Raw genomic sequence first — 19,799 nt, forward strand, 5'->3', positions numbered from 1 at the left:
CCTCCATTCAGTCGATGTGCATGACGAAGCCGTCGTTCCAGCCGGCGCCTGGCGGTGCCTTCGACGGAGATCTGCCGGCGACCGTGCGGCCGGGCGCGGGCAATGTGTAGAAGTCGTTGATGACCTCGGCGACGTAACGCACGGTCTCCGGATAAGCCGGAACGCCGCGGTTCTTCTCGACCGCATCCTCGCCGGCGTTGTAGGCGGCGAGGATGTAGAACGGGTTGCGGTACTTCTCGTGCAGAGCGCGCAGGAAGCGGATACCGCCGCGGACATTGCCGACCGGGTCGCAGAGATCGACCTGGAAACGCTTTGCCGTCTCCGGCATGAGCTGCATCAGCCCGAAGGCGCCCTTCTCGGAGATCGCCACCGAATCGAACCGGCTCTCGATCTTGGCGACCGCGAGCACGAAGTCGGGATAAAAGTCCTCCTCCGTGGCGACACGGGTCACCAGCGCGCGCGCCTCCGCCGCAGGCAACGCCTTGTCGATGGAGCAGGGCGGCGTGGCTCGCGCTCTGTCGCTGCGTGCGGCTGGTGCGGGTATCGGCGACACCGGGATCACACGCCCCGACATATCCACGGCGGCCAGCTGCGGCGGTGGCCGCTCCTGCGCGCGAGCGCCCGCGGAGGCGATGGCGAAGATCGTTAATCCGACTGTCAGGCCTCGAATCTGCATCTCTCGGCTCTTCCAATCTAACATCTATTATAATAGATATTAGACATAGCTGCTTTGGCACGAGCTGGTCAACCCCGATCGCGGAGGAACGCGTGAGAGCTGTTCGGATGATGGTGATGCTTAGTGCATGCGGGTCGCTCTTGGTCGGCCCCGCGGCAGGCCAAGACGCTTCGTTCGGCTGCAAGGTGCTGCTCTGCTCGGCCGCAACCTCGCCGGGCTGGCCGAGCATCCCTTATTGCGTGCCGGTCATGCAGACCCTGTTTCGGATTCTCGCTAAGGGCGGGAGTTGGCCGAACTGCCCGGAAGCCCGCGCCAGCGGCCTTGGCTATGAGCCTTATCAGGCTTGCTCCGCTGGCCAGACGCCTGTCCTGGCTGGGGACGATGTCGGGACGGCACTAACCGAAACCCCTCACGGCAATCTCTGCGCCGACCTGTCGAAACCGCGGCAGGACTGCTCAACGGATGCGGGCTGCCGCACGCGCTATCCGACGACCCCGCGCGCGATGCGCAGCGAACCGTATTTCGTCGACTTCGTCACGGCGAACGGCGCCCAGCGCTTCTACTTCTCGCTGCAGGGCTATTGAGATGAGGCGAGCGAAATCCGTCGCGATCGCGATGACGATCCTCGCGACCGCCAGCGCGTCGGCGCAGACGGCGTCACGCTGGTTCCCGATTCCGGCGCAGGCGCAGTATCTCACCGGCGACAGCTGGTCCGATGCGGGCACGACCTATCGCCTCTACGGCGTGCAGTCCTGTCTGCGCGGCACCAGTTTCACAAACGCTCGGGGCATCCGCCGAGATTGCGGCGAAGCGTCGCTTGCCATGCTCGTCGCACTGACCCGCGATCTGAAGCCGCAGTGCCATGACGCGGCCGCACTGTCACAGGGCCGCACGGTCTTCGTCTTCTGCATCGCCGCGCGCAGCGAAGGATCGGGCGCAGGCTCGCGGATCGATCTCGGCACGGCCTTGATCGCCACGGGCTTCGCCTTTGCCGCGCTGAAGCCGGACGGCAAGCCGGTGCATGAACCCTATCTCGTGGCCCAGCGCATCGCCCGACAAGCCCGTGCCGGCCTCTGGGCCTTTCCCGATCTCCCCGACCCCAATGCCGTCATCCTGCGCGGTTTGCGTGAGGACAGCTCGCGTTCGGTCGGCATGCCGTCACAACGCTGATCGTTCCATCAGGAGACTTCAGATTGCCGCCTCGAGCTCGATATGGGAATCTCGCAATGGCGCGGCTGCGTGACGCCGGCGTCGGCTGCCTTGCGCTCGCTTTTGTCGCGCCGTGCTTGGCGCAGGCCTCGAGCACCGGAATCTATCGTCCAAAGCTGCCGGCGCAGTCGCCGCCCCTGCGCGTCGAGGTCATCGACGGCACCCGGCTCCGCGACATCGAGACGAAGGTGGTCTTTCGACTCCATGGCATCGAGACCTGCGCGCCCGGCCAGATCGCGACTCTGGAGCGCCAGGCTTGGCCCTGTGGAACGGTTGCGGCGGCCTGGCTGGTGAACGCGACCCTCAACCGCTGGCTCGCCTGTGCCGTGATCCGCGAAGAGGGCGACGAGCGCCTCGCGCGCTGCGCCACCGCCCATCATCCGGATCTCGCAGCTTCAATGCTGCGCGAGGGCGTCGCGGTTCTGACTCCCTCGGCCAGGAACGACCGGGAAGTCCCGCCAAGCTATGGCCAGGCCGAACAGCAGGCACGCAAGGCCTACCGCGGTCTGTGGTCGAGCACGTTCGAGATGCCCTGGGACTGGCGGGCGCGCTGGCCCGACGGAGCTCGGGCTGTCGGGCGCGAGGCTATGCCATGATGGTGCGCTCGACGTGGTCCATCATCGCGCTCGCGATGGCGGTCTCCGGATGTTCGACGTCGGCCCCGGAGCCGGTGCCATCGATCGCCACGGAAACGGCCCTGGGACGGCACGCGTTGCAGACGCCGGCGCATGTCGTTCCCGGAAGGCTCGAATACGCGCCCGACAATTCGACCTTTGCGCCGATCCTGACGGAGCGCTTCCCTTACCCCACGCAAGCAGACGCCAATGCCGCCTATCTCCGATGGATCAGCGCGGCCGCTCCAGGCCGTTCGTATCCTTCGGCAGTACGCCTGTTCGGCTGCAAGCCGGGCGCCGTCGACGCGCAGACCGCGCGGGTGACCCGCTATCGCGGCCCCGTCGTTCACTGCGCGACAGACTTGCTCGACGGGGATGGCCGACGGCTGCGGCGCGAGACGGTGAATGTCTACTACCACCGCTCGGCCTGGACGATGCAGCCGCTCGATCCGCCGCGCGCGCCCGTCGCCTGGCGGGATCGGGAGGGTTCGCCCCGCGATATCTGGCGGTGGCTACCTGGCCGGTCTCGATACCAATAGGGGCCGGTGATGGCTGATCTGGCTGCGATCGGGAGAAGGGACAGCGAATACAAGGGCCCGCCGCACGGCTCGGCTCGCCGGCACCGCATGCCGGTCCTGATCGCGCTGGCCCTGAACCCGGTGAATACCGCGCCGCTGCTGGCACAGACACTAACGCCGGATCCGGGAGCGTGGCGCCCCCTCGCCTATTCCGACTTGCAGCGGCCAACGCCGCGCAATGCGACCTATGCCGACATCTGGAAGGATCAGCTCGACGCCAACAACGAAGCCTATAGGGCGCGCGGCGATCGGCGATTTGTTGATGGCAATGCGCCGGCGACGGCGGCGCATTTCGTCATCTGGAGCGAGCAGCGATCGGTCGTCCTCACGGTGCTGAACACCGCGCTCGGCTGCTCACCCAAGCTGCGCGACGCCAAGGCGCAGGTCCTGGTCAAGCTCTGCCCGATGCGGATTGCGATCTACAACGGCATCCGCGTCGAGACACTCGATGCCGGTCGCGGCTGCTATCTCGAACCCGAGGCTAACAGCACGATCAATCCGTCTGTCGCAGCCGCTTACGGCGCCTATGACGTTGGCGCGAGGCGCCTGAAGCTCGGCATGGTCGTCAATCACCGGGTCGTCGACGGCTGCTCCTTCAACATTCCGCTCGTGCGCCCATGAGCAGCCACCACCCAAGGAGGGACCCATGAGACCAGGATTGTTCGGGATTGTCGCCCTGGCTGCCGCCAGCATCGCGATCGCGAACCTGTCCGATGCGGCCGAGGCGAACTTCACCTACAAGGTGAGCTATCGCAACGTTGCGGCCGATCCCGAGGGGATCTGGACAGGGGAGGCCCTTTCTGGCGGCCCCGTGACGATCCACGAGTACCAGCTCCGCACAATGGGCCGCGAATTCCTGATCTCGCAAATCTGGAACGACGATTGTGCGCCCGCCATCTGCCCGACTCGGCTGCTGCGCCTCGAGCCTGGTGGCGGCCGCGTCGTGCTCGTCGACGACATGATGCGCCAGATCATCCCCCCGAACGATCCACGCTTGGCCGGCCTGCCGGTCAATGGTCCGCAGGCCGAGTTCGCCAGGAATCCTTTCCGGCTGAGTGACGACGGGAAGACGCTGCTGAACGGTGATTTCCGCTTCGACATCGACGAGGCCAAGCGATGATGAAGCGCCCTGCCCTCTTCGAAGCCGGCGTCGCGCTTTGCCTCTCCTCGGCGCTCGTTTTCGCCGGAGAATCCGCCGCGAGTTTGATCGCCGCGGGCATCCCGGCGTACTGCGCGCCTTTCGCGGCGAAGGTCTCTGCGGCCGAGGGGAATTTCGGTACGACCAATCAATATGGCTGTCTGGGGGCCTTTCAGTTCTGTCCCGGAACCTTCGAGCGTTACTACACTGGCAGCGCCCAAAGCTTTCTCAACGACCCGCAGGCGCAGGTCGCCGCCTGGACGCGCTATCAGCAGAATTCCTGGTCGCAGGTCCAGAAGAACGGCATGGATTCACTCGTCGGCCAGCAGGTCTGCTCCGGCGGCCGCTGCGCTACGATCGACCAGTCGGCAATCCTCATGGCCTGCCAATTCGGTTGCGGTAAAGGCGGCAAGCTCGCCAACTATGCCGCGAGCGGCGACTGCAATGCGCGCAACGTCAAGGACGGCAACGGCGTCAGCGTTTGTACCTATCTGGTCAAAGGCGCTGGCTACGATGCCTCCTGCTTTACGGGTGATCCAATGACGAGCTGTGTGCCAGCGCCCACAGAGCCGGGCGACTATCCGACGTCGATCGGGGTCGCGGCCAACCCACCCTCCCCTTTCGATGCGTCGGTCATCGTGCGCTCGACGGAGGTTTAGCGGCGCGTTGGTTTCGCTCGTAGCTATCGAGCCGCTGGCTTCTTTCGGTGCCATCTCGTCGGGCGCGGAAATCGGGGCCCTTGCTTGCGTCTTTCAGTTCCCGGCGAAACTCCAAATAGATTATCGCAGACCGCTTGAGGGCGTCGGTATTACATCTCGAATGCAGCGCGACTATCCCGTTGGCGGAGGCGATCGCTCTACGATGCTGTGTTGAAGACCATCGCGGTTGATGGCTAATCATCTTGACATGAAGCGGCCTAGCCGGAGGTTAGGAGATGGTTCGGACATGCCCCATTATGCGAGAACGGCGCAATTTAAGCAATTCGCCCTTGGCTTAAACAGTAGTTCAGCTAAGATAAGCGCTCTTAAATAACAGGCGACACCATCATGAGCGAGTACATGCAGTGGTTTCCTGACAGCATTCTCTCCCCTTTCAGTGACGAGAACCCTGCGGCTGCGTTCGACGGATGGTCCTTCACTGACGACACGGTCGATCACGAGCAACCCATCGAAATCTGCGAACTCTGCGCTCGGCAAGACCTTCGCTATCACTTCGAGATCGCTAATCAATATCCGACGCAACACTTTGGGGCAGCTCCCATTGCATGTTGCAATTCGACATGGCCGTCATGGAGAAAGGCCGGTGCCTGTCGCCGATCGAGGCGAAGCGTCGTGGTATCGCTTCTTGGTACGCTGTTACTTTGGCGCAGGCGGGTCAAGGAGATCCCTTAGGATCAACGGTCCGAATGCATCGATCTGCTTATCGACGGCGGGGCTAAGATCCTCGTCACAATAGTAAGCGTAAACCAGCGCCCAGAATACCACCTCGTCAGACCGGCCACCGAACAAAGCCTTCTGCATGGTTCTTCCCATCAGTGTGACGGCGCGCACGTGCTCATATCGGGTGCGCAACTCGCCGGCCACGACCTTCGCATCGGTCATGCGGATCATCGTCTGCCCCCTGCTCGAACAGAAGATCAAGCCGCCGTCGGGAGGGGGATCTCGGAAACCACGGAAGTTTTGGAACCGCGCGCCTCGTGGATCGTGTCGAGGGTTTCACGATTGAAGGACATGCGCAGCGCGACAACTTCGTCTCGACCAATTTTCTTCGGAAACCCGAGCGGCCTGGCGAAGAAGCGCAACTGCATCGCTTTGACCATGAGGCGCCAATCGATCACAACCGTGACGGTGTCGACCCGGCGCCTCAAACCCCATTCCACAAGACCCTGGACGAGTTCGAGGAAGGGTCCGTCGGGCCGCGGGCGAAAGTCGCGCCATCCGGGCGCAACGCAAAACCGCGTCCACTCGAAGACGCGCGGCCCGGTTGGCGGCTGCTCACGACAGAGGTCGCCAAGAACCTCCGTCAGCAGATGGGGGCGTGTCGTCGGCAGCAGCCGCTGATATCCAACAATCTCGTCGCCTCGTAGGCACACATGGTGGACCGCATGCTCATCGTCGAATTGATCGCGCTCAAGCCCATCTGGCCGGCGTAAGTCTATCCAGGCTTTTTCGTCGACGAAAATCGAGTGGCGGAAGCGGAAGACCCGATCCATCAGGGCGACATGCCTATCGATGTCCGAGCCGGGAATGACCACAAGCATCGTGAAGCTCCTCGGCTGAAAGCGGCGCCGAGTGAGGCACATGGCTAGCCTTCCCTCACTGGTCAGAAATGACCATTGCGGGTTTCGAGGGGTTCGAAGGCCCCCTTCCCCATATAGGATTCACACGCGATCCGGCCGCTCTCGATAGCCACGGCAGACAGCGAGTTCTTCGATTGCGAGCGCGGTCGCAATGGCTACTAACGATGGTGCCGCGCCGAATCAGAACGTCTGGTGCTGCTGGGGCTTGCCGCCTCCCCTCCCCTCCCCTTCGGCAAAGTTCATTGAGCCGCAGGAAGAAGCAGCGGCGTTTTGATCCTTCGATGGGATGCGGTGATCCTTTGCTGCGTGGATGGCATTCAAACTGGCCAAATATCTTTGGTCGTCAACAGGTCGTTAACCTTAAATCTCTGGACCGACAGCTAGAATCATGGCGTAGCTTATCGGGAGAAGGCCGATAAAGCGGCCTTTGCCCGACAAAGAGGAATTCTTACGCCAATGCCCGAAGCCGTGGCGCAAAAATCCATACAGTCGCTGGCACCTGCCGAGCGCGTTTGGAAGCACGCGCGGGTCCTTTCGCAGCAGCTAAATGCGCTGCGCGAACGCATGTACCCGCCGCACGCGCAGAAGAGCCTCCGTCATTTTTTGACGAATGAGGTTTCGAAGCTCACCTCGATTCCCGATTCGACGCTGAAGCTTATGTCGAATGAGGGCAAGGGGCCCCTGCCCGCTCGCCTGGAAAACAATCACCGAGCCTACACTCTCGCTCAGGTCAACGAGCTGAGGCAGCTCTTTGGCGCGCAGAAGCCCTCCGAAGCTCTTCGCTTTCTTCCGCATCGGCGGCGGGGGGAGCATTTGCAGATCCTGGCCATTGCCAACTTCAAGGGCGGCTCGGCTAAGACGACGACCAGCGTGCACCTTGCGCACTATTTGGCGCTGCATGGGTATCGAGTTCTCGCGATTGACCTCGATCCGCAGGCCTCGCTTTCAGCCATGTTCGGCGCGCAGCCCGAAATGGACGTTGCTGCCAATGAGACAGTTTGGGCCGCTCTTCGATATGACGAGCTCCGCCGCCCGCTGCGAGACGTGATCCGGAAAACCTACTTTCCCGGCGTCGATCTCATACCGGGCAATCTGGAAGTGATGGAGTTCGAGTACGAAACGCCCCGCATGCTGGCTCAAGCCAGAAAAGCCGATTCGCTCTTTTTCGAGAGGCTCGGGCTGGCTATTCGGGAAGTCGAGGACGATTACGACGTGGTCGTTCTCGATACGCCGCCATCGCTCGGGTACCTGACGCTGGCCGCGATTTATGCGTCAACAGGAATGATCATAACGATCCATCCCGCGATGCTCGACGTCGCGTCGATGGGTCAGTTCTTGCTGATGATGGGCGATCTCATCGACGTCATTTCGCGTGAGCGCGCTTCGATGCGCCAAGATTTCTTCCGCTATCTCATCACGCGCCACAATCCATACGACAAGCCGCAAACTGAGATCGTCTCGATGCTCCGGATGTTGTTCCCCGATGACGTCTTGGTGCCGGCGGCCGTCGAAAGTACTGCCGTTGAGGCCGCGGGCTTGGTGAAGAGAAGCATCTATGAACTGGAGGCAGGAGAGATCGGACGCGAGGCGTTCAAGCGCGCTCGCGAATCGTTTGACGCAGTCAATGAAGGGATTGTCGATCTCATCAACGAGAGTTGGGGCCGGCGATGAAGAAACCCGCGCGTCAATCAATCGTGGCGAGCTTCGGGCTGTTGTCTCAGACGGCATCGGAAGCGGAAAGCGAGAGCAGGCGTTCTGACACTGCGTCTGAGAATTTTACTCCGCCAGCTCCGCGGGTTCCTGCGGGCGTGATTGGAGCTACGCAGCGGACCCTGTCGGACATCCGAGAAGAGCGCGATCGACTCCAGGCGATTGTGGATTCCGGCGTCGGTGGAATCGTGGAGCTCGATTCCAGCAGCATTGACCCCTCACCCTTTCCCGATCGCCTTCCCGACGACGATGACGCTGATTTTCAGGAGTTCAAGCGGTCGCTTGCCGAGGATGGTCAGCGGGTTCCGGTTCAGGTCCGACGTCATCCCGAGACGCCTGGACGCTACCAAGTGGTCTACGGCCATCGCCGTGTACGTGCCGCTCGCGAACTCGGCGTTCCGGTAAAGGCCATCATCCGAGACCTGGACGACGGTGAGCTCGTCGTGTCGCAAGGCTTGGAGAACGCTAGCCGGCAGGATTTGAGTTGGGTCGAGCGTGCGGTTTTCGCGAGTCGGATGGAGGCTGCAGGTGTTCGAGCCCGAGACATTAGGGGGGCGCTCGCCATCGATGACGCGGAGTTGGCGAAGATGCGGTCGGTATGGAGAGCCTTGCCTGGGGACTTAATTGTCGCCATCGGGCGAGCCCCGAAGGTTGGGCGTCCGAGATGGCTTGAGTTGGCGGCTGAGCTCGCTAAGGCCCCGTCTCAAATTGCCGTAGCTCGAGAAACCTTGTCAGCTGACAAGGTTCGCGCGGAACCCTCCGACATCAGATTTCAGTTGGTTTTAGGCGCGGTGTCTGCCGCCAAGCAGCCCTTAGAGAAGCAGGCTTTCGATCTGATGGCCAGTGATGGGCGGAGCGTGGGCAAGGCGCTGTTTGGCAGCCGAGAGATTCGGCTGAAGGTCGATGCTCATTCAGCGAACGAGTTCGCTTCGTTCTTTCGCGCCGAGTTGCCAGAGTTGATGAAGCGTTTTGAGGCGACACGCCGCGGACGCTGAATATGGAAACCTTGTCAGGTGACAAGCTTGAAGCAGGAGGGAAAAGACAGAACCATTCGCTGCGCAAGGTCGGAACGATGATCTTCGCGCGGTGAGCGAACCAATCCAGCAAAAGAAAAAGGCCCCCGAAACGGTGTCCCGGAAGCCCTTCTCTCGTGTGGTGACCTGAGAATCGCACTTCCTCGAATCGCCGTCAAGAGTCTCTTGGAGACGAAACGCCATTTTGGCGGGCGGGATTCTTTTGCCTAACCATAGGTGAAGGAACGTGGTGAATCACGCTGCATCGACGCCCTTTGGGCGGCGGACGCTGACGCTTGCCCATGTGGCAACTCAAGCGCTCGCGAAGGAACGGTCGCCAGATAAGGCGGTCCATAAATGGAATCTATTCCGGGATGTCTGCACGGCCAAGGCACGGCTGGGCGTGAACGAGCGCGCCCTGGCTGTGCTCGACGCCTTGTTGACCTTTCATCCAGAGACAGTGCTGACGGGCGACCAACTTGTCGTCTTCCCCTCTAACCAGCAACTGGCGCTAAGAGCGCACGGAATGTCGCCGGCGACCTTGCGGCGGCATCTAGCGGTGCTCGTCGATGCCGGTCTCATCATTCGGCGGGATAGTCCGAACGGGAAGCGCTACGCACGCAAGGGGAGGGGAGGGGATATCGAGCTCGCCTTCGGCTTCGATCTGTCGCCTTTGGTTGTTCGTTCTGCCGAGATCGAGAGTGCGGCCGAGGACGTCAGGCTCGATGAGCGCGCCCTGAAGCTCGTGCGCGAGCGCATCACCATCTGCCGGCGGGACATCGCCAAGATGATCGCTGCCGCGATCGAGGAGAATGTCCCGGCGCATCAGGCGGGCCAAGGGCCGTCGACCTGGCAGGAGATTCATACGCTCTATCGGGCGATCATAGACCGGATTCCGCGCACTGCGTCGCGCGAGGTTCTGGAGCCAATCGCCGATGAGATGTCGATGCTGGCGGATGAGATCCTCAACCTATTGGAGCTTCACACAAAAACCCAGAATCTAAGCGGCAATGAGTCTCATTCTGAGCGTCACAAACAGAATTCAAATCCAGATCTCCCTACTGATCTTGAACCTCGCTTTCCAGAAAGCAGGGGTGGGGAGGTCGAGATCGATCGTGATCCGGGGAGGAGGACCGAACGGCCGTTCCCGTTAGGAATGGTCCTCGATGCCTGCCCGGACATCATCGATTACGCTCGGGGCGGGATTTCGAACTGGCGAGATTTCCTGGTGACGGCAGCGATGGTGCGATCGATGCTCGGAATCAGCCCGAGCGCCTGGCTTGATGCCCAGAATGCGATGGGCGAAACCGAAGCCTCGATTGTCGTTGCGGCAATCCTGCAGCGCGGGGAAGCGATCTCGAGCGCGGGCGGTTATCTGCGCGGCCTGACACGGAAAGCGGAAGCCAACGAATTTTCGATCGGACCGATGCTGATGGCGTTGATCGGAAGCCGCCGGCGTGAACCGAAACGAGCATAGCGCATCCGTGGATCGCTGACATGTGCGGGCCGTCGCTGACAATAGACTGGTACAACGGGCCTATGGTGATGAGGTTTGCTCGATGAATTGGAAGCCGCCGGCGCCGATCGACGCCAGTCCGGAAAACCGGGCCCGGGTGAGCGGGCCTGGCTTACGGACGCTCTTCAATGTCGCGCCCGTCTGGGAGCTCGATGTTGCCGAGATCCGAACGCTCCTGGGTATGCCCACATCGGACGCATTTCAGACCCGGTCTGATGCTGCCCGCGCCGACGAGCCTCTAACCCTTGAAACCGACGTCCTATTGCGGATTTCGGCGGTGCTCGGGATTTTTAAATCCCTCCGTCTGTTGGAGGAGACTAACGACGAGAGCTCGAATGGCTCCGAGGCATCAATGGTGAAAACCCCTTCAATGGGAAAGCGCCAATGGAGCTGATGCTGTCCGGCTTCGAACCTGGGCTGATGGATGTCCGTGGCTACTTGCTCGCCAAGGAGTACGGGGGCGGCACCGCCCCTAACGAGGTCGACCGCAACTTCAAGCCTTATACCGACGCCAATTTGATCCGGGTCTGATATCGCCTCGGATGACCTCTTGTGGTGCAAGGCGGTCGATTCAATATCGGCGCCGCCAGCTCCCATGAACGATGCGGCTGAGGCGGGCTCTTGGTGCTGCAGTTTCGGTGTTTCAAAGGAATAGACGTGTTTCAGATCAAGGCCACGATCCGGGGTAGCAAGGTCAAGGAAGCTGCCCCTTCTGCGGTGGAGGCGCTTCGCCGCTACCGGGATATCCAGACACGTCCGGGTGTGACGGCTTGTTCGGTGATGAAGGGCGGCGTGCTGGTGGGGCAAGCCGAGCTCGTGAGCGCGGCGACAGTCGAGGACCTGCGCGCCAAATCCGGGATCTGACCTCGCGGCGAGGGCGAGGTTCTGCAGGACGCCTCGTGGTTCATCAATGATGTGAATCGTCAACGCGAGATTGATTCATCCTTTGCGTTGGACGGGTGTCTGCCATGAGCGCGAGATGCGCGCATGGACAGCTCCTTCGCCAAAGACGTGCCGCGCCTGCAGATGCTGGTGTTGGACCGATCCGATCCAGCGCAGAATATGGCCCGGTTCTATGTCCTTGCGATTGAGCCCACCCTATTTGGCGATGTCGCGCTTGTACGCGAATGGGGGCGCCGGGGCTGTTCCGGTCGGCGGCGATTGGATCTCTACGGGGATCAAGAAGCCGCAGCCGAGGCACTGCAGGACTGGCTCCTTCGGAAGACCCGACGTGGTTACGGCGTCGTAGCAGCTTCGGTGACGAACGAGGGGGCATAGCCGGAAAGCTCCCGGTGTTGGGGCGGCCGCTTTTTAGAATGGCATAGTAGGCCGGGCCGGACTCGAACCGGCACCGACCCTGTTATGAGCGGCAAGCTCTAATCATTGAGCTACCGGCCGGGTTGGGCGTTTAGCATTCAGCGCGATGGGCAAACAAGGCTGCGCGATCGTTCCTCTCGGGCCCGAGATGAGCCCTCAGTCCCTGCGGCAGGCTGCCTCGTTCGCTCCGCGAGTGGATCGTCGTGGGAGGAGGAAGGGAGCTGGCCGCGTTGCTGCCTAGCCACACGAGAGGAGAGTCTGCCGGTTTGTCAACAATCCCGATTGCACGAGGCCGGGATGAGACCGAAGCTGGGCAGAGAGGGAGGCGAGATTATGCGTACGTCTGACAGCTCGGAAGCCTCTATGGCTCGGATCAACGGCATCCTCATTCGGAGCGCCATCGCCGTGGCGATTGCTGCGACCATCGTGCTGCCGCTGCTCCGCTAAGTCGGGTATTCCGAAAGCGCGCAAATTCGGCCGGAGGCGAAAAGTCGACCTCGTCGGAGCCTCGCTGAGTGCCCTTCGGGTAGGTGGCGGCTAGGGTGGTGAGGCAAAGCGCTTAAATGCCCCCAGCGGTCATTTATGAGGCTTTTAGTCTGGCGGATGTGATCGTGACGTTTGTACGAACGATACTGACAGCATAACCAACGTAGGCTTGCGCCAAGAAAGGATTTTCCTTACTGTAAGGACTTTCCTTACGAGGGCTCGTCATGATCACGAGCAAGCTGACAAGCAAGGCGCAGACGACGATCCCGCAGTCTATCCGGACAGCGCTGCAACTGCGGGAAGGCGACGAAATCGCTTACAGCATTGAAGGCGGAGCTGTTGTGATCCGCAAGGCGCCGGTCGTGGTCGAGGATCCGTTCGGCACGTTTGGCGAATGGGACAGTGAAGCCGATCGCAGAGCTTATGCCTCCCTCTGATTTCCAGCAGGGCGACGTTGTCCGGGTGCCATTTCCTTATAGCGACCGCAACACAAGGCAACACCGCCCGGCGCTTGTCGTCAGCAACGGCGCGATCGGGGAGGGGAATGCACTGCTGTGGGTTGTCATGATCACCAGCGCCGAGAACCGGCCATGGGTCGGGGATGTGTCGCTGGGACGGTTCTATCAGGAGGCCGGCTTGCCGGCTCCGAGTGTGATCCGTACTGTCAAGGTCACGACTATCGAGGCCGCCCACGCTCAGCAGCTTGGCCGTATCAACCCCGCCCTGATGGCTGAGGTGGGTGATCAGCTCAAGAAACATCTGGGTGTCTAACGGTCGCTCGCAGCGGCATTCCGGGCGAGGCGCCCGTCCATCTCGGCTGAGCCTGACGGAGCTCGCGCCGACCACGTCGACTCAACGTTTCAAAGTGCCAGGCGGGCGGCTTGGCTGAATTGCCGCTCGGCGTCGTTGTAATAGCCCGCCGCCTGCTGCACCGAGCGGTGCTGCGACTGCTGCATCGCTGCTGGGAGGGGAACACCGTTGCGAGCGGCCTCGGTCAGGTAGCCGGAGCGCAGGCCGTGGGCGGAAAATTCCCAGGGATTGAGCCCGGCCTGAGCACAGCGGCGCTTAAGGATCAGGTTGACCGCCTGCGGGGTCAGGGCGCGGTCGGAGAGCCCCTCCCAGCGGTCGATCGCCCGAAACACCGCGCCCTTGCTGATATTGGCGCGCTCGAGCCATTCGCGCAGGGCCTCGACCGGCGGCCCCACGATGAGGACGCGCGCATCGTCATTGGCCATTGCCGTCTTGGTTCTACCGAGCGTGATCGTCAGGCAGGGCAGGCGCGGGGAATTGAGATCCTCGGGATCGAGCGGGACCGGCGCCTCCTCCGAAAGCTGTTCGACGCGCAATCGTGCGATTTCGCTGCGGCGACGACCGCCTGAGCCAAAAGCTATCAGCAGCAGCGCCAGATCGCGCGTGTCGCTCAAGCGATCGCTGCGACAGGTCGCAAGCAAGCGGTCAAGGATATCGCGGGTGACGGCGCGCTGGCTCTTGCGCCGGCGGGGCCGGGCGCTGGCCCGCACCGCTAGACGCACCGCCGTCCGCAGTGATGGCGCGGTGAACGGGCCCATAAGGCCTTTCCAGCGGTGCAGCGTCGCCCAATGGGCGAGCCGGCGTTTGACGGTCGAGGGCGCGTGGGGACCGTCGCTGCGCAAATGACCGTCCAAGCGTAAGGCTGCGGCGATCGCGTCGGGCATGCCATGCGCGGCATCGGTTTCGCGTTGCGCCGGATCCCAGAGGTGTTGCGCGACGAACTTCAGCGTCAGCGCTTCCGGCGCCGGCCAGGGCAGGGGCGAGCCGGTTGCTGCGATCGCCCAGGCTTCGAGATAGGCCAGGTCCGAGGCGAGCGCGCGCAAAGAATTCTCGCCCAGGCCTTCCTGGGCCAGGTGGCGCAGCGTCGCGACATCGTCATCGGTCAGGATTTTGGCGAGCTGATCGCGCCGCTCCAGCGGCAGGATCGCGGCAAGTGCGTCGAGCTGCAGGGCTCGGCGGGTCTCGGAATCGGCCGAGAGCAAGGCGGTTGTTGTCAAGCGGCGCTCCTGCTGTGGCTCACGAGGGCCGATTTCGTCGACCGGACACCCCGCTGACGTCGCCGGCAGATTTTTGGAGCGCCAGAATCGTCGATTTCCAGGCGCATGTCCATCACTATCGATAAGAGGTAATTATCGATAGTGATGTGCGGGCGCGGACTGATGTCGATGTGAAACAAGGGAATGGCTATTTAGGTTGGATATGATAGGTTTGTGGGTGTGAATTCAATTCGCTATGACCTCTCATGCGCCGAGCGCCAGACGCTGGTTTCGGACTGCGCCGCAGCTTCCGAGACCGCGGCGATCGCGCTCGCCCGTTTCGACGAGCGCGTGGCCCGCGCCGAGCCCGTCCTGGCCGAAGGCGCGCGGCAGCGCGGCCACGCCTTTGAGGCCCAGGCCCTGATCGGGCTCACCGGCGGCCTGTGCCCGCTCGAGGATCTCGTCCTGCACGACGCCAGCATGGATGTGCGCAGCCCGACGCGCGAAATCGCCCGCGCCGCCGCCATGCTGGACGAGCGCCGGCGCCTGGCCCGGCGTCAGCCGGCCGAAATCTTGAACCCGAGCGCCCTGCGGCAGCGGCTTGGCATCACGGAGCCGGAGGACACGGATCGGCCGGACAGGGCGACGACCCCGTGGGAGATCGCGAAACAGATCGCGGCGCCATGGGACCGGATCGGACGGAACGACCACGAGGAGGATCAGGCTGATGAGGATGACCTGGATCTGGACGAAGAGGACGATCACGGGGATCCGGCCTTTGCCGAGATCGACGCGCTCTTGGCGCGCACGCGAAAAAAGCTCGACGCCTGGAATGATTTGTCCTCCGACGAAGGCCGCAAAGCCCTGAGGCTGCGCAATCCAGCCTATGACGCCGCCGGGCGGCTCGCGCGCTGGCAACAAATCTTGGAAGAGGGCAGGGGGCTGCCGGCGGCGCTCGCCGCCGCACTCGCGCTCGATGCCTGGCTTTGGCTCGAGCCCTCGGAACGTGCCGGCGAGCTCGGGTTTGCGTTTGCCGCGACCCTGTTGCGGCAGCGCGGGCTGGCCGTGGCGCATTTGCCGTCGGTTGGGCTCGGGTTGAGGCGGGGAAAATTTCGGTGGAGCCCGCACCAGTCGCTCAGCGTCCGGGTCGCGGGGCTGCTTGACGCCTTTGTCGAAGCGGCCGGGTTTGCTCAGGGGGATCTCGATCGGCTGTCGCTGGCACGGGAATTGATGCTGCGGAAATGTGAGGGCAGGCGGGAGAATTCGAAGCTGGCAGAACTCGTCGACCTGTTCGTGTCGTCGCCGCTGGTGACCGTGCAACTCGCAGCCGCGCGGCTAAAAGTGACGCCGCAGGCGGTCGAGGCGATGTTGAGAGAGCTCGGCGGCAGCCTGCCGCGCGAGCTCACCGGCCGAAAGCGCTATCGGGCCTGGGGGATCATGTGACCAATTAGAATCTTCCTACCTTGCGGAATTCCTCATTTGAGGCCATGTAAAGCCTCACTTGAAATGGAGGCGATGATGCTCGCATTCGGAACGATCGCGGATGTTCTCGGACTCCCTGCAAAAGAGATTGCCGCGCGTTCTCCGTTCGGCTTGATGTCCCGTATCGAAAGCGGATTGCCGGTCGGAGCGCTTGATCGCATAGCCCATCTTCTGGCGCCAAGCGACGCTCAGTTCAAATACCGGTTGGTCCCCAAGGCCACCTATGAACGGCGTAAGACGGCGTTGCGGCTGTCATCGGACGAAGGCACACGGCTCGCGCGTGTCGCCCGCGTCTGGAGCCTGGCGTTGGATGTCTGGCAGAACGAGGGGGAAGCGCGTGAGTTCCTGTTTCGATCCCACCCGATGTTGGAAGACAGGCGTCCGATCGACGTGGTCATACAAAACGAGATCGGGGCGGAACTGGTGCTGGATGTCCTGGGCCGCCTGAAATACGGCAGTGCTGCGTGACGGCCCAGCGTCTCGATCGCACACTAATCAGCTTCCGGATAGGTGACCCGAACGGCGCCTATCCCATATTCGACGCCACCGGCTCGACGATAGCACCCGGTCGATGGAACACGCCCGGAAGCCCCTTGATCTACACCAGTGAGCATTATTCGACGGCCTTGCTCGAAAAGCTCGTGCACGGTAGCGGGAGGTTGCCGCCCAACCAGCACTATATCGAGATCATGTTGCCAAGGGGATTGTCCTACGAGGTCTTCTCAGCTCCAACATTGCCCGGCTGGGACAGCATGCCGGCGACCTCAAGCATCGAGTTTGGTGAAAAATGGTGCCGGGAGCAACGGAGTGCCATTTTGATTGTACCGAGCGTGGTGGCCCGACTCGACCGCAACGTGTTAATCAATCCGGCTCATCCGGAATTCGCGACGATAACGGCGAGCCTGCACGAGCCGCTGTATTGGGACCGACGCCTTTTCGCTCTCGGACGCTGAAGCGAAATGGCGCCAGGTCGCGTCCCTTGACGTGGTGTAATTGGCGCGAGACCCGACGATCGCCGGTATAGGCCGGGTTGTTCAGGCTGCGACGGCAGGCAGACTGACGATGGGATCATCGCTGAGGCTGGTGATTGTTTCCAGCGTCATGTAGCGGGCGCGCTGTATCGCCCATTCGTCGTTCTGTTCGAGCAGGATCGCGCCGACGAGGCGGGTGATGGCGGCTTCGTTCGGGAAGATGCCGACGACCTCGGTGCGGCGCTTGATCTCGCCATTGAGACGCTCCAGCGGATTCGTCGAATGGAGCTTGGCGCGGTGCTGCGCCGGGAAGGTCATATAGGCGAGCACGTCAGTCTCGGCCGTGTCCATCAGCACTGCGAGTTTGGGGGCCGTCGGCCTGATCTGGTCGGCGACACGGCGCCATTGCTGGCTGGCGGCGGCGGCATCGTTCTGGGCGAAGGCCGTGGCGATGAAGGCCGCGACGACACGCCGCTCGCTGCGGCCCGCGTGAGCCAGAGCGTTGCGCATGAAGTGGACGCGGCAACGCTGCCAGGTTGCGGTGAGCACCTTCGAGACGGCGGCCTTGATGCCCTCATGGCTATCGGAGACGACGAGTTTGACGCCGCGCAGACCGCGCCGCGCCAGCTTGCGCAGGAACGCGGTCCAGAAGGTCTCGGCCTCGGACGGGCCGATATCCATCCCCAGTACCTCGCGCCGGCCGTCGCTGTTGACGCCGACGGCAACAATCACCGCGGCCGCTTCTATGTTCCCGTAACCGCACTGTCCGACGGCGTCGTCGATGCGATCCTGACCGAGCCGGCGCGCTCGTGAGCTATGGCAGCTCTCCGCTCCGACTCAGCGCCTGACCGGACGGAAGCGGGCGCTCCTCAAGCGCAGCGCTCGCCTCCCTGCGGATATCGTCATCTCCCGATGCCGCAGCCGATGGGCTCTCCCAGCCGGCCACGAGGCTCAGGATAGTCCGCACTCAGTTCATGCAGCGTGCTTCCAGTGCATCGACGAAGGAGCGGTCCCACTTTCCGTCGCGAATCGACTGGATCGCGGCCTCTTCTTTAGCGTGCTGGGCGAGCGCCGCCTTGATGGTCGCTTCGGCGAGTTCTGGCGGAAAGGCGAGCAGGCCGTCCTGGTCGCCGACGATGATGTCGCCCGGGCGCACCACCATACCGCCGATGGTCACGGGAACGTTGATCTCGCCCGGCCCATCCTTGTAGGGGCCGCGATGATTGACACCCCGCGCATAGACCGGGAATTCGCGGGCGCCGATCTCGGCGACATCGCGAATGGCGCCGTCGACCACCATGCCGGCCAGCCCCATGCTCTCGCCACCGAAGGCCATGATGCCGCCGAAGACGGCATTGGTCAGGTCTCCGCCCGCATCGATCACCATGACGTCGCCGGGCCGGCAGAAATCATAGGCGCGAAGAGGCGCGAGATTGTCGCCGCCCCGGCACCGGACGGTCACGGCCGTGCCGGCCATCGGCGCGGGCTTGTGATAGGGCCTCAAGCCCACGCTGCCGCGATTGCGGTGCAGATTGTCACTGAGGAGAGCGACCGCGATCCCGCGGATCCGCTCGATGATCTTCGGATCGACCTGCGGGGCGGACGGGTTCTTGATCAGACCTGCCGACATGATGCTGCTTCCTTCGAGGTTGAGGGTGATGTCAGGATGGGGTGATGCCACGCCGGCCGTTCGGCTCAGGGCTTGATGCCGTAGGCGGTGAGCACGTCTTTCTGCTGTTCCGGCGTGATCATGTCGTTGGAGCCGACATGGCGCGGCGACATCGTCGGACAGGGCAGCTCGGTCGGAGCCGGAACATTGGGTACCCCGCCCATCTTGCAGAGCAGCACCGCCGCGTCGTGCCCGAGCTTCCAGTTGACGTAGAGCCGCGCCGCATTGGGATGTGGCGCCGTCAGCGGCAGCCCCATCGCCATTTCCAGCCCATGGGTCGGCCCTTCCGGGCTGTAGAGCGTGATCGGCGCGCCCTGCGCGCGGATATCGGTCGAGTGGTTGATGACGCTCGGCACCACCATCTGGAAGGCGCCGGCCGCGACCTGCTGCGCGCCGGAAGGGCCGCCGGTGACGACCTTGAACTGGTTGGCGGTCAAGCCCTTGACCCACTCGTCGCCATAGGTCTGGCGCATCAGCATCAGCCAGGAGACCATGTTGGTCGAGATCTTGGGGTCGACCATGGCGATCCTGCCCTTCCAGCGCGGGTCGGCGAGATCCTTCCAGCTTTTCAGGTGAGCGCTGATATCCGCCGCGGACACGGTTGTGCTGTTATAGGCCACGATGTGGGGCAGCACTTCGCCGACGACGTAATTCGGGTTCTTGGCCGGCACGATCACCTTGGCGATGTTCGGCACCAGCTCCGGGGTCAGCTTCCGGAACAGTTCCGGCCGTAGTTGATAGAGCTGGGACGAGCCGGAATACAGCACGTCGGCATGATAGGTCTTCTGCTCGCTCTCCCCGGCGAAGCGCGTGAACAGCGTCGTCGAGGGGAAGCGCAGCCATTCGACCTTGATGCCGGGATAGCGCGCCTCGAAACTCCTAACGATCTCCTGCGTCTCGGCATCGACCGAGGAGGTGTAGAGCGTGAGCTTGCCCTCGGCCTTGGCCGCGGCTTCGAGGGCCGGCCCATCCAGCGGGGGCTGGGCTTGCGCCTTCAGCGTGGACAACGCCCCCGAGGCGATCATGATTCCAGTCGTGGCGGCGAACAGGAACCGTAGCTTTCCGAGCCATCCCGTCATGCGCATGATCGATCCTGTCTTTCGCTTGTCGTTTTG

General features: G+C 62.8%; 25 protein-coding genes, 1 tRNA gene and 1 pseudogene. 19 read left to right on the forward strand and 8 right to left on the reverse strand.

Going from position 1 to position 19,799, the window contains the following annotated elements; genetic code table 11:
* Window positions 1–7: 7 nt before the first annotated feature.
* Window positions 8–451 carry a lytic transglycosylase domain-containing protein gene (locus AB6806_RS26115; RefSeq protein WP_370955885.1) on the reverse strand — a complete coding sequence of 148 codons (444 nt, stop codon included), beginning with the start codon at window positions 449–451 and terminating at the stop codon, window positions 8–10.
* A gap of 341 nt (window positions 452–792) precedes the next feature.
* On the opposite strand from AB6806_RS26115, the gene AB6806_RS26120 reads away from it, so the two are divergent.
* From AB6806_RS26120 to AB6806_RS26150, 7 genes are read left to right on the forward strand one after another with little or no spacing between them, the layout of a single operon-like run.
* Window positions 793–1,260, forward strand: coding sequence for a hypothetical protein (locus AB6806_RS26120; RefSeq protein WP_370955887.1), 468 nt, complete (start codon window positions 793–795; stop codon window positions 1,258–1,260).
* Window position 1,261: 1 nt separating this feature from the next.
* Window positions 1,262–1,846, forward strand: a complete 585-nt coding sequence (locus AB6806_RS26125) for a thermonuclease family protein (protein WP_370955888.1) — start codon at window positions 1,262–1,264, stop codon at window positions 1,844–1,846.
* Between the two features lie 56 nt (window positions 1,847–1,902).
* Window positions 1,903–2,481 (forward strand): thermonuclease family protein, encoded by a 579-nt coding sequence (locus AB6806_RS26130; RefSeq protein ID WP_370955889.1) that lies wholly within the window; start codon window positions 1,903–1,905, stop codon window positions 2,479–2,481.
* Window positions 2,478–3,038, forward strand: a complete 561-nt coding sequence (locus tag AB6806_RS26135; RefSeq protein WP_370955891.1) for a hypothetical protein — start codon at window positions 2,478–2,480, stop codon at window positions 3,036–3,038. The genes AB6806_RS26130 and AB6806_RS26135 overlap by 4 nt, the downstream gene beginning before the upstream one ends.
* A 9-nt stretch (window positions 3,039–3,047) precedes the next feature.
* A complete protein-coding gene (locus tag AB6806_RS26140; RefSeq protein WP_370955892.1) occupies window positions 3,048–3,698 on the forward strand; it encodes a hypothetical protein in 651 nt (216 codons plus the stop codon).
* 37 nt (window positions 3,699–3,735) lie between these two features.
* Window positions 3,736–4,197: a hypothetical protein gene (locus AB6806_RS26145; protein WP_370955894.1), complete on the forward strand. Its 462-nt coding sequence runs from the start codon at window positions 3,736–3,738 to the stop codon at window positions 4,195–4,197.
* Window positions 4,194–4,874 carry an acyltransferase gene (locus AB6806_RS26150; RefSeq protein ID WP_370955896.1) on the forward strand — a complete coding sequence of 227 codons (681 nt, stop codon included), beginning with the start codon at window positions 4,194–4,196 and terminating at the stop codon, window positions 4,872–4,874. The genes AB6806_RS26145 and AB6806_RS26150 overlap by 4 nt, the downstream gene beginning before the upstream one ends.
* A gap of 696 nt (window positions 4,875–5,570) precedes the next feature.
* Here AB6806_RS26150 and AB6806_RS26155 read toward each other — a convergent pair.
* Both AB6806_RS26155 and AB6806_RS26160 read right to left on the reverse strand, forming a co-directional pair.
* Window positions 5,571–5,825 carry a hypothetical protein gene (locus AB6806_RS26155; RefSeq protein WP_038357965.1) on the reverse strand — a complete coding sequence of 85 codons (255 nt, stop codon included), beginning with the start codon at window positions 5,823–5,825 and terminating at the stop codon, window positions 5,571–5,573.
* Window positions 5,826–5,851: 26 nt separating this feature from the next.
* Window positions 5,852–6,475, reverse strand: coding sequence for an acyl-homoserine-lactone synthase (locus AB6806_RS26160; protein ID WP_133565325.1), 624 nt, complete (start codon window positions 6,473–6,475; stop codon window positions 5,852–5,854).
* Window positions 6,476–6,970: 495 nt separating this feature from the next.
* Here AB6806_RS26160 and repA point away from each other — a divergent pair, with 495 nt between their 5' ends.
* The 7 genes from repA (at window position 6,971) to AB6806_RS26195 (ending at window position 12,031) form a co-directional block, all read left to right on the forward strand.
* Complete coding sequence (gene repA, locus AB6806_RS26165) at window positions 6,971–8,185, forward strand: plasmid partitioning protein RepA (RefSeq protein ID WP_051987388.1); 1,215 nt, start codon at window positions 6,971–6,973, stop codon at window positions 8,183–8,185.
* A complete protein-coding gene (gene repB / locus AB6806_RS26170; protein WP_133565321.1) occupies window positions 8,182–9,219 on the forward strand; it encodes a plasmid partitioning protein RepB in 1,038 nt (345 codons plus the stop codon). The genes repA and repB overlap by 4 nt, the downstream gene beginning before the upstream one ends.
* A 265-nt stretch (window positions 9,220–9,484) precedes the next feature.
* Window positions 9,485–10,714 carry a plasmid replication protein RepC gene (gene repC / locus AB6806_RS26175; protein WP_370955899.1) on the forward strand — a complete coding sequence of 410 codons (1,230 nt, stop codon included), beginning with the start codon at window positions 9,485–9,487 and terminating at the stop codon, window positions 10,712–10,714.
* A gap of 82 nt (window positions 10,715–10,796) precedes the next feature.
* A complete protein-coding gene (locus AB6806_RS26180) occupies window positions 10,797–11,147 on the forward strand; it encodes a hypothetical protein (RefSeq protein ID WP_370955901.1) in 351 nt (116 codons plus the stop codon).
* Window positions 11,138–11,284, forward strand: a complete 147-nt coding sequence (locus AB6806_RS26185; protein ID WP_370955902.1) for a hypothetical protein — start codon at window positions 11,138–11,140, stop codon at window positions 11,282–11,284. The genes AB6806_RS26180 and AB6806_RS26185 overlap by 10 nt, the downstream gene beginning before the upstream one ends.
* A gap of 126 nt (window positions 11,285–11,410) precedes the next feature.
* Window positions 11,411–11,617: a hypothetical protein gene (locus AB6806_RS26190; RefSeq protein WP_112761562.1), complete on the forward strand. Its 207-nt coding sequence runs from the start codon at window positions 11,411–11,413 to the stop codon at window positions 11,615–11,617.
* 123 nt (window positions 11,618–11,740) lie between these two features.
* Complete coding sequence (locus AB6806_RS26195; protein WP_370955904.1) at window positions 11,741–12,031, forward strand: WGR domain-containing protein; 291 nt, start codon at window positions 11,741–11,743, stop codon at window positions 12,029–12,031.
* A 47-nt stretch (window positions 12,032–12,078) separates the two neighbouring features.
* Here AB6806_RS26195 and AB6806_RS26200 read toward each other — a convergent pair.
* Window positions 12,079–12,151: transfer RNA gene (locus tag AB6806_RS26200), tRNA-Ile, on the reverse strand.
* A 629-nt stretch (window positions 12,152–12,780) separates the two neighbouring features.
* Here AB6806_RS26200 and AB6806_RS26205 point away from each other — a divergent pair.
* Window positions 12,781–12,993: an AbrB/MazE/SpoVT family DNA-binding domain-containing protein gene (locus AB6806_RS26205; RefSeq protein WP_370955906.1), complete on the forward strand. Its 213-nt coding sequence runs from the start codon at window positions 12,781–12,783 to the stop codon at window positions 12,991–12,993.
* The gene (locus tag AB6806_RS26210; RefSeq protein WP_248311060.1) at window positions 12,959–13,327 is read left to right on the forward strand and encodes a type II toxin-antitoxin system PemK/MazF family toxin; all 369 of its coding nucleotides are present in this window, start codon (window positions 12,959–12,961) and stop codon (window positions 13,325–13,327) included. Before AB6806_RS26205 ends, AB6806_RS26210 begins: the two co-directional genes overlap by 35 nt.
* A gap of 89 nt (window positions 13,328–13,416) precedes the next feature.
* Here AB6806_RS26210 and AB6806_RS26215 read toward each other — a convergent pair whose 3' ends face one another.
* Entirely contained in the window at window positions 13,417–14,568 is a 1,152-nt protein-coding gene (locus AB6806_RS26215) for a site-specific integrase (protein ID WP_370955908.1), read from the reverse strand.
* Window positions 14,569–14,796: 228 nt separating this feature from the next.
* On the opposite strand from AB6806_RS26215, the gene AB6806_RS26220 reads away from it, so the two are divergent.
* The 3 genes from AB6806_RS26220 (at window position 14,797) to AB6806_RS26230 (ending at window position 16,997) form a co-directional block, all read left to right on the forward strand.
* Complete coding sequence (locus tag AB6806_RS26220; protein WP_370955910.1) at window positions 14,797–16,005, forward strand: RHE_PE00001 family protein; 1,209 nt, start codon at window positions 14,797–14,799, stop codon at window positions 16,003–16,005.
* Between the two features lie 75 nt (window positions 16,006–16,080).
* Window positions 16,081–16,512 carry an antitoxin Xre-like helix-turn-helix domain-containing protein gene (locus AB6806_RS26225; protein WP_370956083.1) on the forward strand — a complete coding sequence of 144 codons (432 nt, stop codon included), beginning with the start codon at window positions 16,081–16,083 and terminating at the stop codon, window positions 16,510–16,512.
* Window positions 16,509–16,997 carry an RES family NAD+ phosphorylase gene (locus AB6806_RS26230; RefSeq protein ID WP_370955912.1) on the forward strand — a complete coding sequence of 163 codons (489 nt, stop codon included), beginning with the start codon at window positions 16,509–16,511 and terminating at the stop codon, window positions 16,995–16,997. The genes AB6806_RS26225 and AB6806_RS26230 overlap by 4 nt, the downstream gene beginning before the upstream one ends.
* A gap of 81 nt (window positions 16,998–17,078) precedes the next feature.
* Here the strand turns inward: AB6806_RS26230 and AB6806_RS26235 are convergent.
* The 3 genes and pseudogenes from AB6806_RS26235 to AB6806_RS26245 form a co-directional block, all read right to left on the reverse strand.
* A pseudogene (locus tag AB6806_RS26235) lies at window positions 17,079–17,768 on the reverse strand (IS256 family transposase); the annotation flags it as partial.
* Window positions 17,769–17,982: 214 nt separating this feature from the next.
* Window positions 17,983–18,645, reverse strand: a complete 663-nt coding sequence (locus AB6806_RS26240) for an RraA family protein (RefSeq protein ID WP_370955914.1) — start codon at window positions 18,643–18,645, stop codon at window positions 17,983–17,985.
* 65 nt (window positions 18,646–18,710) lie between these two features.
* Window positions 18,711–19,769 carry an ABC transporter substrate-binding protein gene (locus AB6806_RS26245; RefSeq protein WP_370955916.1) on the reverse strand — a complete coding sequence of 353 codons (1,059 nt, stop codon included), beginning with the start codon at window positions 19,767–19,769 and terminating at the stop codon, window positions 18,711–18,713.
* Between the last annotated feature and the right edge of the window lie 30 nt (window positions 19,770–19,799).

The sequence above is a fragment of the Allobosea sp. RCC_152_1 genome (assembly GCF_041360765.1).
GTDB lineage: Bacteria > Pseudomonadota > Alphaproteobacteria > Rhizobiales > Beijerinckiaceae > Allobosea > Allobosea spartocytisi.